Genomic DNA, 11,737 nt, shown 5'->3' with positions numbered 1-11,737 from the left:
TGGTTTACATGTCGTAGTTGAAATCGCGGATATAGCGACGACCGGCGACCGGCTGTCCTGCCCCTTCGGTGGTCAGCGGCACGACCACTTCGGACGGGCTGTCGCGCATGTCTTCGACCGAGGCGTCGATATGCAGCTCATAGCCTGCGTCAAACAGCGCATCGGCCAGATCGAGCGTGATTTTCAACTGCCGCCCGGCACCAACACTGGCCCCGGTGATGCCGTTGATCTCGGCCAAATTGCCGGCGGTGGCGCGATGCCAGTCACTCAGATGTTCGTAATATTTCGACTTACCGCCAGCCATCCACAGGCTGCCCATGTAAGTGCCCTGCGCATCAGTGACGTACAGCGCGAGATAGGCACCGTCGCCCCCATACTGGTTCATGTTGGTCGTCAGGGTGACCGGTTTGGCAGTTGCCAGCACCGGAACGGTCAGCGCGGTGGTCAGGGCAAGGGCGGATAACAGGGTTTTCATGGGGTTTCTCCGATATGGGTTGTTTCAGGCTCTGTTTGAGCGGTCCGACTGATGGCTGCCTGACGGAAACGGGAAATTCGCTTCAGCTTGGCGTCAGGTTTTATCGGCCAAGAAAAAGCCCCGCTGCACTGGAGATGACAGCGGGGCCAGTCTGCAGGCCAACGGGACGCATGGTCTGCAGGGTATCGCCTTTTGGTCAGGCGATATCTTCGGGGCTTGGCGCACGTTTGCGACCGGTGATCATGGCGCGCGGAAGGTTTTCGTGGTGACGGCGCGACGCAAGGATGACGCCTGCTATGTGCAGGACGACAAGTACCAGCAACAGGTTGGCCAGCATCTCATGCACCTCTTCAAGCGCCTCCTCGTCACCTCCTCGCTTTGCATTGTCATCGGCAAAAGCCGGGGAAACAAACTGGGCCAGATCGGGCAGGTACGCCATGCGCGCGGGCTCGACCATCAGCCATCCTGTGAAGGCGGTGGCAGACAGGGTCACGAGAAGCGCAAGAACCATGACCGCACCCGCTGGGTTGTGGCCGACATACCGTGCCTCACGTCCGCGCAGCATATCACGCAGATAGCGCGTTACGGTCCCCGGCCCGCGCACAAATTGCGAAAATCTGGCGTATCGAGGTCCGACAAGGCCCCAGATCAGCCGCAAGCCGATCAACCCAGCAGCAGCATAGCCCGCCCAGATGTGCCAGCTTTCGCTTTCGTCACCGGTCAGCCAGGCGATTGCAAAAGCAACGACCAGCGACCAGTGGACAAGCCGCACCAAGGGATCCCAGACGCGGATCATTGTTCAACGACAGGGCGCGCGCCGGGGCTAAACAGCCCGTTGGCAGGTGGTGCCACGGTCCCGGTTGGGGCGGCGTTGTTCCCACTGCCACGATAGTCGTCGTCATCGTCGTCATACTCCCACTCGACCACGTCCAGTGTGGCTGGGTCGAGCTTGACTTCGATCTGGCGGCCCTGTGCATCGCGCCCCTTGATTTCATAACAACCGTCATCGGTCTTGATCCGGCGCACGGTCCAACCTTGCTTTTCGGCCATAGCTTGCACGGCTTCGCGCGGTTGCCAGTCGGCCATCGGCACGCGGCAATCGCCATCGTCATACTGCATCTTGACGACCGCCAAGGTGGCGGGATCAAGTTTGGCCTCTATCTCGCGGCCCTGTGCATCAGTGCCCTTGATCTCGTAACAGCCGTCATCGGTTTCGATCCTGCGCAGGGTCCAGCCCTGCTTTTCGGCCATCGCCTGCACGGCTTCACGCGGCTGCCAGTCGGCTTTGGGCACACGACAGTCGTCCCCGGCAAATGCCATGCCAGTTGCGCCAATGCCCGCAAGCAGGGTTGCCGTCATAAGGTATTTTCTCATCTTCCCATCTCCTGTATCCAGTGGGTGTATCTCCTTATTGCGCCCGATCCTGACACTGACCTGAAGGGCGCGCATGTTTCGCTTCAGGTGCATGTCAGCTTTGTCGGTGATAGAGGCTGTGCGAAGACAACAGGACAGAATATCATGCGCGTGCTGCTGATCGAAGATGACACGGTGCTTGGCGCTGCGGTGCGCGACCAAATCACCGCCGACGGCCATTCCATCGACTGGGCTAAGCGGCTGGATGAGGCAGGTCAATACTTAGATGTTGCCGCTTATGATCTGATCCTGCTGGACCTCATGCTGCCTGACGGTCGAGGCCAGCCGTTCTTGCGCGCGCTTCGAAAGCGGGGCGACGTAACGCCCGTAATCATCCTGACGGCGCTGGATCAGATCAGTGACCGAATTGAGGGGCTGAATGCGGGCGCTGATGATTACATGGTCAAACCCTTCGATTTGTCCGAACTGTCGGCACGCCTTGGCGCGGTTGCGCGGCGCTATGCCGGCAACCCGAACCCGCTGGTCACACTGGGCGATCTGCAGGTCGATCTGGCCGCGCACTCGGTCCACCGTGCTGGCAAACCGGTGTCGCTAACCGCACGCGAATGGGTGCTGTTTGAAGCTTTCGTGCAACGTCCCCAGCAGCTTCTGTCAAAGGCACAGCTGGAAGAGCGTCTCTATTCCTTCGAGTCCGAAATCGAAAGCAACACGATCGAGGTCCATGTCAGCCGGCTGCGCAAGAAGCTGGGGCGCGAGCGGATCGAAACCGTGCGCGGCATGGGTTACCGGCTGGGTGCTCCATGAGGGGGCCGCGTTCCCTGCAAGGGCGGTTGGCGCTGTGGCTTGGGATCGGCCTGACTTTGTTATGGCTGGCGACAGCATGGACCACCGCAACCCTTGTGCGCGGCGAGATGGACGAGGTGTTCGATTCCACGTTGGAGGAAACTGCCCAACGCATCCTACCGCTGGCCGTGCTGGACATTCTTGATCGCGAGGAAGAAGGGATCAGCGAGCGCATCGCCACCCTGCGCCGGCACGAGGAATTCTTTACCTATATCGTGCGCGATGATCAGGGCCGCGTGTTGCTGCGATCGCACAATGCCGAAGATGCGGATTTCCCGCCTTTCGATGGTATGGGGTTCCGGCAAACCGCGACCCATCGGCTTTATTATGATGCAGCGTTGCAGGGTTCCATCAATATCGCTGTCGCCGAGCCATTGACCCACCGGAACGAGGTCGCCCGCGAGGTCTTGGCAGGGCTAGCCTTGCCGCTGCTTGTGGTCATTCCGCTGGGTTTGGTCGGTGTGTTGTTGATTGTCCGGCGCAGCCTGCGGCCCGTGCGCCGCTTCTCTCTCGCGTTGGCTCATCGCGGTGCGCGTGATCTATCGGCAGTCGGTGACGGCAACCTTCCGGACGAAATCAGGCCGGTGGCTGAAGCTGTGAATGAAGTGCTGGACCGACTTGCGCGCGCGCTTGAGGCCGAACGCAGCTTTACCGCCAACGCCGCGCATGAATTGCGCACGCCGGTCGCCGCAGCCCTTGCTCAGACCCAGAGGCTGATGGATGAAACCGCCGAGGCCAACACAACCCAGCGGGCGGCAGAGATTGAGGTTGCGCTTAAGCGGCTGACGCGGTTGTCCGAAAAACTCATGCAATTGGCGCGCGCCGAAGGGGGTCGTTTGCGCCGCGATGCCAAGTCGGACCTGCGCCCCGTGCTAGACATAGTGCTGTCTGACTGCGACAAATCTGCCGGACCTGCGTGTATCCAAAGCACGGTTTCCGACACGCCAGTTCTGTCTGACCTTGACCCGGACGTTTTCGCAATCGTCGTTCGTAACCTGATCGAAAATGCCGTGCGTCATGGCAAGGTCGACAGTCCCGTCGATCTGCGATTGAACAGTGACGGCAAGTTGCGCGTGATCAATGATGGCCCACTGGTTGCCCCCGCAACCTTGGCGCAGCTGACCGCCCGGTTTGAACGAGGGCAGACCAGCGCAACGGGCAGTGGGTTGGGCCTGTCCATCGTGCAGGCAATTGCCGACGGGGCGCAGGCAAAGTTCACCCTGCATTCTCCGCCGCAGGGTCGAACCGACGGGTTCGAGGCGGTGTTTCACTTGCCGGGCACCCATCAGAAGGGCTGAACGCCCCGCCCTCAGATAACTGGTGCCTGCCTGATATGATGCCAAGCCACAACGGAAATAACCGCCCACACTCCAGTGCGCAGAACCATCGCGCCAACGGTGCGCATCTCGAACGCGCCACCTTGCATCACGTGGTAACCAAAGGCCAACGCCACCAAGGCGGTGCTTGCAAAAATTCCGATGGAAATCCAGACCGCTGGGGGATGGCGCAGAAACAACCCTATGCCGGCGACAATATAGGCGAAACCCGCGAGAAAGTTGAACCACAATACGAACGGCACGGCGTCACCGACTGCGGCACGTGCATCCGCCCCACCAAATAGCGCCCGCCCGCCAGAAAGCACCGTGAGCGCGCCAAAGGCCAGCGCCACGGCGGCGGCGATGGTCAGGCTGGTTTTTCGGTTTGAAGACATTTTTCTATTCTCTGTCCAGGCGTCGGTTTTCTGGGTCGACTGGGTTACTGTTGCAGGACATATGTGCCGGGCGCATCGTCAAGCGCCGGATAGCCAGATTTCGAACGGCCCATTTCCGGCGGTGTGGTCGGTTTGCCTGATCTTGAACCAAGCCATGCGACCCATGCTTCCCACCACGATCCGTCCCGCGTCTCTGTCTCGGTTAGCCATGTTTCTGGGTCGACATAGCGATCCATCGCGTCATTTGTGCCTATCCGGTAAGAGCGGCGCGGGTGGCCAGGTTCTGAGACGATGCCCGCATTGTGCCCACCACTGGTCAACACGAAGGTCACATCGGTATCGGTGAGTGCGTGTATCTTGAACACCGAGTGCCAGGGCGCGACATGATCCTTCACCGTCCCGACCGCGAAGATCGGCGCGCGGATATCGGAAATCGCCACCGGGCGTTCCCCCACCTCAAACCGCCCTTCGGCCAGATCGTTGTTCAGATACAGTTTGTGCAAATATTCCGAGTGCATCTTATAAGGCATACGGGTTCCATCCGCGTTCCATGCCATAAGGTCGAACATCGATTGACGCTCGCCCAGCAGGTATTCCCGGACGGCGCGCGACCAGACAAGATCGTTTGAGCGTAGCATCTGAAACGCCCCGCCCATCTGGGTGGTATCAAGATAGCCCTGCTTCCACATCACACTATCAAGGAAGGCAAGCTGGCTTTCGTTGATAAAAAGCTGCAACTCGCCGGGTTCGGTGAAATCGACCTGACTGGCCAGCAGTGATACAGATGCAAAGGGGTCATCCTCACCCCGCGCAATCGCCGCGGCGGCAATGGCCAGCAACGTACCGCCCAGACAATAGCCGGTCGCGTGAATCTTCTGGCTCGGCACAATTGCCTGAATGGCCTCAAGTGCGGCCATGACGCCCAGTTGACGGTAGTCCTCCATCGTCAGATCACGGTCATCTTCGTCCGGGTTTTTCCACGAAATCATGAAGACGGTGTAGCCTTGCCCGACAAGGTATTTCACCAACGAATTCTCGGGCGACAAATCAAGGATATAGTACTTCATGATCCAGGCCGGGACGATCAGGATCGGCTCGGGGCGTACGGTCTCCGTGAGTGGGGCGTACTGGATAAGCTCGATCAACCGATTGCGGTAAACCACCTTGCCCGGTGTTACCGCGACGTCCCGGCCCGGCCGGAAATCCTCTGTGCCTGCAGGGGGTGCGCCGGTCATCGCGCTTTGCACGTCTTCGGCGAAGTTCTGCATGCCCCGGATCAGGTTTTGTCCAGCCTGATTGCGCGTTTTGCGCCGGATCTCCGGGTTGGTGGGCAGGAAATTTGAAGGCGAATACATGTCCAGCACCTGACGCGTCAGGAACTGCAACTCACGCTCATGCTGGGCCGTGACACCGGGAACGTCCGTAACCACATTGTGCCACCACTGCTGCTGAAGCAAAAAGCCCTGATAGATCATGTTGAACGGCTTGATCTGCCAAGCGTCGTCGCTGAAACGATCATCCTGTGGCAATGGGGTAATGCAGGGTTCGGATTTGTCGGTCTTCGTCGCGCAATTGATTGCGAAACTGGTTTGACGGCGGACCTTGTCAGCAGCCTTTTCGACCAGTTGCAACTGCTTGCCGGGTGCCACAGAAATGTGGGTGGCCCAGTCGAACCATGCCCCCATCAACGCAGCAGGTGACAGCCCGTGCGTGAGACGAGACATTGAGCTTTGCATGGTGTGATCCAGCACGTCGTAGATCGACATGGTCTGTCCAGACCCGTGCCCCGGCTGCAAACCCTTCGTAACAGCATCAGTTTCGGCGATTGCCTCCATGTTCACACTTTCTGTGGCGGCGCCTTCTGCTGTCACTTGCGCTTCGTCTGCAACGCGCGAGCTTTCCACTAGGCTGACGCCAGTATGTTTCTCAAGGCCATGCAGCCTGACAACCGGGGCTTTTTCTTTTTGAGCCATTGATCATTTTCCTCTTGTCTAGTGCAGGAACGCCGACGGGGTTGGCCGTTCGCGATTGACGTCGCAAACCATGGAAATATTCTGGTTTTCAGCCTTGCCGTCGTGTCTGCAGAACCTGCATTTGAATTTTCAGATGGCCGTTGCCCGAATGCCGACTTCGAAACACGCCACCCAATAATCAGTTCTGAACAGTCATGGTAAGACCTTCGGAATTAAGGAATTTACTTCCGCCAAGATGTGTGAACGTGATGCAATTCCTGCCTTTGCGCGGGCCGCTGGTCATGGTCATGCAGATGCCGTCACCTTCATATTCCCATGTGCCCGACTGCGACATCAGCATTACCTTCATCGTCACGTTTCCATCCGGCAGATACTTCAGACGCACATTCAGCCCCTTCCGCTTGGCGGTGATGTCCTTGCCAATGATCTCACGGGAAATCTGCTCCTGTGTCAGGGCTTCACCTGACATCGCGGACAGAGGGATCAAGGCAACTAAGACTGCGACCAGAACGCCAGATTTTTCCAATTTCCGTTCCTCCCGTCGTGTGTAAAGGGCCAATTCTGCCTGTGCGGCCCAATTGCCGACCCATGCCAAGCCAGTGGGTGAGTCGCAAAAAGATAGTAATTGATTACTTTCTTTTTTCAAGCCATACTGATTTCGTCAGCGGATTTCTGATCCGCAATCAGAAGCCGAGGGTCATCATGCCTGCTGGAAAAGCCAATATCGTAACGAAGTTCGTGTTCCTTACGCTCTTCATGCTTTACGGGTTCGTCCTGATTTTCCTGCGCGATTTCGCACCGGGCAAGGAACTGCGGATCGCCGGTGGTGTCTCGATGGTTCTGGCCGTGGGTTGGCGTGCAGGTGCCGTCTGGCGGCAAGAGTCATTGCAATGACAACACGCACCCGACAAAAAAACCTTCCCGCCGAGGAACGCCGCAATGTCACCGTCGAGGCGGTGATCGAACTTGCGGCCTCGACCAACCCCGGCGACATCACCACGGCTGCGATTGCCAAGCACATGCATCTGACGCAAGGGGCGCTGTTTCGCCACTTTCCCAACAAAGAGGCGATCTGGCAGGCGGTCATGCAGTGGGTGGCCAAGCGTCTGATCGCAAGGATCGACAAGGCCGCCGAGGGGCTCGACACACCGCTGGACGCGATGCAGGCCATGTTTCTGGCCCATGTCGCCTTCGTGTCCGAACACCCCGGCGCACCACGGATGTTGTTTGGCGAGCTTCAGGGCATGAAGCAAACCCCGGCAAAACGGCTCGCGCGCGAGATGATGAAGCAATACGGGGCGCGTTTGAACCGCCACATCGAAGCCGGAAAAGCGCGCGGTGAACTGGCCGAAGATTTGGACAGTCAGGCCGCCGCCACGTTGTTCATCGGCACCATTCAAGGGCTGGTCATGCAGTCCCTGATGTCAGGCGATATGGAAAAGATGCGCGCCGATGCGCCGCGCGTGTTTGCCATCTATCAACGTGGCATCGCCTCTGCAGAGAACGGCGAGTAGCGCCGCAAAAGGAGTTTCCCATTCATGTCACGAAATCTGTCCATCATCCTGGTATTGGCGGTGCTGGCTGCTTTTCTGGGCTACGCCGCCTGGAAGGTCTTGTTGGCACCCAGCGATCTGCCGCCCGACGGTTTTGCCCGTGGCAATGGCCGGATCGAGGCGGATCTGGTCGATATCTCCACGCGTCTGGCTGGTCGAGTTGCCGACATTACAGTCCGCGAGGGCGATCTGGTGCAGCCCGGTGATGTGCTGGCAGTGATGGATACGACAGAGCTTGAGGCACAACAGATGCGAGCCGAAGCGGCCGTCGCCAGCGCCGCGGCGGCAGTCACTGTGGCGCAGACCAGTGTGACCCAAGCCGATGCCAAGCTAGCGTTGTCGCAAAGCGAACTGACGCGCGCCGGAACGCTGAACGAGCGCGGCATCGTCAGCGACGAGGAACTGGATATTCGCCGCACTCAAGCGCAACTTGACGCGGCGGGTCTTGCGGCCGCCAAGGCCGGGGTTGTGGCAAAGCAACGCGCTGTCGACGCCGAAACGGCGGCCCTGCGCGAGATCCAGGCACGAATTACCGACAGCACCCTTCATGCATCGCAAGCAGGTCGTGTCCTTTACCGTCTCGCGCAGCCAGGCGAAGTACTCGGCGGTGGTGGCAAGGTGCTGACACTGGTCAGCCTTGGCGATGTCTATATGGAGTTCTTCCTGCCCGCCAGCGCCGCCCCAAGGGTGCAATTGGGCGACGATGCGCGCATCGTTGTCGATGTGATGGCCGACGTCGCAGTGCCCGCTGTCGTAAGCTTCGTAGCACCGCAGGCGCAATTTACGCCCAAACAGGTGGAAACCGTCGAGGAACGTGAAAGCCTGATGTTCCGCGTCCGTGTGCGTATTCCGCAGGAGCTGGTCGTAGAGCGGCTCGCTCAGGTCAAGACCGGTGTGCGCGGCGTGGCTTGGGTGCGGCTGGCAGGGTCGGACGGCAGCGTTCCCGACTGGCCCGAGGGTCTGACGCCTCCTCTCGCTTCCTCCTTGCCTGCGCCGCCGAGCAAGGCGGCTTCCGGCACTGACCAATGAATGCCGCCGACAGTCCCATTCCGCTGGCTGCACGACTGGACGGGATAAGCCACGACTACGGCAAGGTGCAGGCGCTGCGCGATGTGACGCTGAACTTACCCGCCGGGCAAATGATTGGGCTGATTGGGCCGGACGGAGTTGGCAAGTCCACTCTGATGGGGCTGATTGCCGGGGCAAAGAGATTACAGACCGGCCATGTCGAGACGCTTGGCGGCGACATGACCAGCGCCGGACACCGAGCAGATGTCGGGCGGCGGATCGCCTTCATGCCGCAGGGATTGGGGCGCAATCTCTATCACGACCTCAGCCTTCAAGAGAACTTGGACTTCTTCGGCAAGCTGTTCGCGCTGGGAAAGGTCGACCGGGCGTCAAGAATTTCCCGCCTGACCCGCGCCACCGGCCTTGCGTCGTTCATGGACCGTCCTGCGGGCAAGTTATCGGGCGGCATGAAGCAAAAGCTGGGGCTGTGTGCCGCGCTGATCCATGACCCCGATTTCCTGTTGCTGGACGAACCGACAACAGGGGTCGATCCACTGTCACGCCGCCAGTTCTGGGATTTGATCGACACGATCCGCGCAGATCGTCCCTACATGAGCGTTCTGGTATCCACCGCCTATATGGAAGAGGCTGCGCGCTTTGGCCATCTGGTGGCGATGGATGCGGGACAGATTCTGGCCGAGGGCAGCCCCGCCGATCTTATGGAGCGAACAGGAACCGTAACCGTCGAGGCCGCTTACGTGGCGCTGTTGGGCGCCAGCACAAGTCATGAAGTCTTGCGCCCAAAACCTGTGCCGGGCACCGACACCGATATCGAAGCCGAGCCGGGGCCACCCGCCATCCGCGCCAAAAATCTGACTAAACGCTTTGACGATTTTACCGCCGTGGACGCGGTCAGCTTCGAGATCGCGCGTGGCGAGATTTTCGGTTTTCTCGGCTCCAACGGCTGCGGCAAAACCACCACGATGAAGATGCTGACCGGACTCACGCCGGCCACCGAAGGCGAGGCATGGATTTTCGGCAAACCCGTGGATGCGCAGAATCTCGATGCGCGCCGTAGGGTCGGCTTTATGTCGCAGTCCTTCTCACTTTACGGCGAGCTGACGGTGCGCGAGAACCTTTTGCTACATGCGCGGCTGTTCCACTTGGGCAGCGATTTGACTACCAAAAGGATGGCCGAGCTTGTCCCGCGTTTCGGGCTTGAACCCTATCTTGATCAGGGCGCCGCATCACTGCCGTTGGGGGTGCGCCAGCGCCTGTCATTGGCGGTGGCGGTGATCCATGCGCCTGACATCCTGATCCTGGACGAGCCAACATCCGGTGTCGATCCGCAGGCACGCGATGCGTTCTGGGACATGCTTCTGGAACTGGCTCACCGCGATGGGGTGACGATCTTCATCTCGACCCATTTCATGGACGAAGGCATGCGCTGCGATCGCATCTCGCTGATGCATGCCGGGAAGGTTCTGGTGTCAGATGCCCCTAAAGTGCTGATAGCAAAACGTGGTGTCGAGACGCTGGAAGACGCGTTCATAGCCTACATGATAGACGCCGAGCCGCCCGAGGCGCCGGTGGATGAGGGGCTGTTGACCGCCGGTCGTGGCCAGAAGCATGCAAAACCCGCATCTCGGTTCAGCTTGCAGCGACTGCTCGCCTTCACCGCCCGCGAGGCGATGCAGGTGCGGCGCGATCCCGTGCGGTTGGTGTTTTCCTTCATTGGCAGTGCCTTGTTGCTGCTTATCATGTCGTTCGGCATTTCGCAGGAAGTCCGCAACATTCCGTTTGCGGCTTTTGATCTGGACCGAAGTCCCGAAAGCCGCGCGTACCTGTCTGGGTTCGAGGATTCCAACTGGTTCTTTCAGCGCGCGCCCATTGCCGACTCCGAGGCGTTGAAAAGTCGAATGGAAAGCGGCGAACTGGCATTGGCCATCCAGATACCGCCGGGATTTGGCAAAGCTGTTCGCCGCGGGGAACACCCGGAAATCGCCGGGCTGATCGATGGGTCTGATACAAATCGCGCAGGCACGATCGAAAGCTATGTCAAAAGCGCCCATGCGCATTTGCTGTCAACGGGTGCGCAATCGGCATTGGCACTGGCCGATCTGGTCACACCCAGCGCGCCGGATGCACCACCGCCGACACAGTTGATACCGCGCTTCCACTATAACCCGGCGATGGAAAGCCTACCTGCGATTGGCCCCTCGATCCCGCCGCTGTTGCTGCTGCTGTTCCCGGCGATCCTGATGGCGGTCAGCGTGGCGCGCGAGAAAGAGATCGGCACGATCACCAATTTCTATGTGACCCCGACCAGCCGTGCCGAATTCCTGATCGGCAAGCAACTGGTCTATATCGGCATCACGCTGCTTAATTTCGTGATCCTGACGGCGCTGGTGGTGACGGTGCTGGGTGTGCCGCTCAAGGGTGATCCGGCGGCGCTGGTGTTGGGCGCGCTGCTTTATGCGGTGGCGGCAACAGGTTACGGCCTTGTCGTGTCGATGATGACACGCACGCAGGTGACGGCCGTATTCGCAGCCGCGATCCTATCCGTCATGCCGACGCTGCAGTTTTCCGGCATGATCACGCCCGTATCTTCGCTGGAAGGTGCGGCGCGGATTATGGGCACGTTCTGGCCCACCACTTGGTACATGGGCATCAGCGTTGGCACTTTCACCAAGGGGCTTGGCATTTTCGAACTGTCGGGTCATCTGCTGCGTCTGGCCGCCTTCGGGCCGGGCCTGACCTTGCTGGCCGTTCTGGCCCTGCGCAAGCAGGAGAAGTGATC

At 59.6% G+C, this 11,737-nt stretch carries 12 protein-coding genes and 1 pseudogene; 6 read left to right on the top strand and 7 right to left on the bottom strand.

The window, feature by feature from the left end:
• Positions 1 to 4: 4 nt before the first annotated feature.
• From MN186_RS14825 to MN186_RS16660, 4 genes and pseudogenes are all read right to left on the bottom strand, one after another.
• Complete coding sequence (locus MN186_RS14825; protein ID WP_242115145.1) at positions 5 to 475, bottom strand: DUF2271 domain-containing protein; 471 nt, start codon at positions 473 to 475, stop codon at positions 5 to 7.
• A gap of 196 nt (positions 476 to 671) precedes the next feature.
• Positions 672 to 1,271 (bottom strand): cytochrome b/b6 domain-containing protein, encoded by a 600-nt coding sequence (locus MN186_RS14820; RefSeq protein ID WP_242115144.1) that lies wholly within the window; start codon positions 1,269 to 1,271, stop codon positions 672 to 674.
• A complete protein-coding gene (locus tag MN186_RS16665) occupies positions 1,268 to 1,594 on the bottom strand; it encodes a PepSY domain-containing protein (protein WP_255744379.1) in 327 nt (108 codons plus the stop codon). Before MN186_RS16665 ends, MN186_RS14820 begins: the two co-directional genes overlap by 4 nt.
• 9 nt (positions 1,595 to 1,603) lie before the next feature.
• Positions 1,604 to 1,834: pseudogene (locus tag MN186_RS16660) on the bottom strand (PepSY domain-containing protein); the annotation flags it as partial.
• Positions 1,835 to 1,993: 159 nt separating this feature from the next.
• On the opposite strand from MN186_RS16660, the gene MN186_RS14805 reads away from it, so the two are divergent.
• Both MN186_RS14805 and MN186_RS14800 read left to right on the top strand, forming a co-directional pair.
• Positions 1,994 to 2,653, top strand: a complete 660-nt coding sequence (locus MN186_RS14805; protein ID WP_242115286.1) for a response regulator transcription factor — start codon at positions 1,994 to 1,996, stop codon at positions 2,651 to 2,653.
• On the top strand, positions 2,650 to 3,990 hold the full coding sequence (locus tag MN186_RS14800) for an ATP-binding protein (RefSeq protein WP_242115143.1): 1,341 nt from the start codon (positions 2,650 to 2,652) through the stop codon (positions 3,988 to 3,990). The genes MN186_RS14805 and MN186_RS14800 overlap by 4 nt, the downstream gene beginning before the upstream one ends.
• Before the next feature lie 11 nt (positions 3,991 to 4,001).
• Here MN186_RS14800 and MN186_RS14795 read toward each other — a convergent pair whose 3' ends face one another.
• The 3 genes from MN186_RS14795 to MN186_RS14785 form a co-directional block, all read right to left on the bottom strand.
• Positions 4,002 to 4,403, bottom strand: a complete 402-nt coding sequence (locus MN186_RS14795) for a hypothetical protein (protein WP_242115142.1) — start codon at positions 4,401 to 4,403, stop codon at positions 4,002 to 4,004.
• A gap of 44 nt (positions 4,404 to 4,447) precedes the next feature.
• On the bottom strand, positions 4,448 to 6,376 hold the full coding sequence (locus tag MN186_RS14790; RefSeq protein WP_476726585.1) for a PHA/PHB synthase family protein: 1,929 nt from the start codon (positions 6,374 to 6,376) through the stop codon (positions 4,448 to 4,450).
• 178 nt (positions 6,377 to 6,554) lie between these two features.
• Positions 6,555 to 6,902, bottom strand: coding sequence for a hypothetical protein (locus MN186_RS14785; protein WP_242115141.1), 348 nt, complete (start codon positions 6,900 to 6,902; stop codon positions 6,555 to 6,557).
• Between the two features lie 176 nt (positions 6,903 to 7,078).
• On the opposite strand from MN186_RS14785, the gene MN186_RS14780 reads away from it, so the two are divergent.
• The 4 genes from MN186_RS14780 to rbbA are packed head-to-tail and all read left to right on the top strand — an operon-like array spanning position 7,079 to position 11,735.
• Positions 7,079 to 7,270 (top strand): hypothetical protein, encoded by a 192-nt coding sequence (locus MN186_RS14780; protein WP_242115140.1) that lies wholly within the window; start codon positions 7,079 to 7,081, stop codon positions 7,268 to 7,270.
• Complete coding sequence (locus MN186_RS14775) at positions 7,267 to 7,890, top strand: TetR/AcrR family transcriptional regulator (RefSeq protein WP_242115139.1); 624 nt, start codon at positions 7,267 to 7,269, stop codon at positions 7,888 to 7,890. Before MN186_RS14780 ends, MN186_RS14775 begins: the two co-directional genes overlap by 4 nt.
• Positions 7,891 to 7,914: 24 nt before the next feature.
• Positions 7,915 to 8,958 carry an HlyD family secretion protein gene (locus tag MN186_RS14770; protein WP_242115138.1) on the top strand — a complete coding sequence of 348 codons (1,044 nt, stop codon included), beginning with the start codon at positions 7,915 to 7,917 and terminating at the stop codon, positions 8,956 to 8,958.
• Positions 8,955 to 11,735, top strand: a complete 2,781-nt coding sequence (rbbA, locus tag MN186_RS14765) for a ribosome-associated ATPase/putative transporter RbbA (RefSeq protein ID WP_242115137.1) — start codon at positions 8,955 to 8,957, stop codon at positions 11,733 to 11,735. The genes MN186_RS14770 and rbbA overlap by 4 nt, the downstream gene beginning before the upstream one ends.
• The last annotated feature ends 2 nt before the right edge of the window (positions 11,736 to 11,737 follow it).

Source organism: Aliiroseovarius sediminis (assembly GCF_022678485.1).
In the GTDB taxonomy this organism is placed as follows: Bacteria; Pseudomonadota; Alphaproteobacteria; order Rhodobacterales; family Rhodobacteraceae; genus Aliiroseovarius; species Aliiroseovarius sediminis.
The sequence above is the reverse complement of the archived record's forward strand: the minus strand, read 5'-3'. Positions and strand labels throughout refer to the sequence as shown.

Coding starts and splice junctions, on each gene's coding strand:
- MN186_RS14770 (WP_242115138.1), top strand. CDS start 7,915: ATGTCACGAAATCTGTCCATCATCCTGGTATTGGCGGTGCTGGCTGCT.
- MN186_RS16665 (WP_255744379.1), bottom strand. CDS start 1,594: ATGCAGTATGACGATGGCGATTGCCGCGTGCCGATGGCCGACTGGCAA.
- MN186_RS14800 (WP_242115143.1), top strand. CDS start 2,650: ATGAGGGGGCCGCGTTCCCTGCAAGGGCGGTTGGCGCTGTGGCTTGGG.
- MN186_RS14775 (WP_242115139.1), top strand. CDS start 7,267: ATGACAACACGCACCCGACAAAAAAACCTTCCCGCCGAGGAACGCCGC.
- MN186_RS14790 (WP_476726585.1), bottom strand. CDS start 6,376: ATGGCTCAAAAAGAAAAAGCCCCGGTTGTCAGGCTGCATGGCCTTGAG.
- MN186_RS14780 (WP_242115140.1), top strand. CDS start 7,079: ATGCCTGCTGGAAAAGCCAATATCGTAACGAAGTTCGTGTTCCTTACG.
- MN186_RS14795 (WP_242115142.1), bottom strand. CDS start 4,403: ATGTCTTCAAACCGAAAAACCAGCCTGACCATCGCCGCCGCCGTGGCG.
- MN186_RS14820 (WP_242115144.1), bottom strand. CDS start 1,271: ATGATCCGCGTCTGGGATCCCTTGGTGCGGCTTGTCCACTGGTCGCTG.
- rbbA (WP_242115137.1), top strand. CDS start 8,955: ATGAATGCCGCCGACAGTCCCATTCCGCTGGCTGCACGACTGGACGGG.
- MN186_RS14825 (WP_242115145.1), bottom strand. CDS start 475: ATGAAAACCCTGTTATCCGCCCTTGCCCTGACCACCGCGCTGACCGTT.
- MN186_RS14805 (WP_242115286.1), top strand. CDS start 1,994: ATGCGCGTGCTGCTGATCGAAGATGACACGGTGCTTGGCGCTGCGGTG.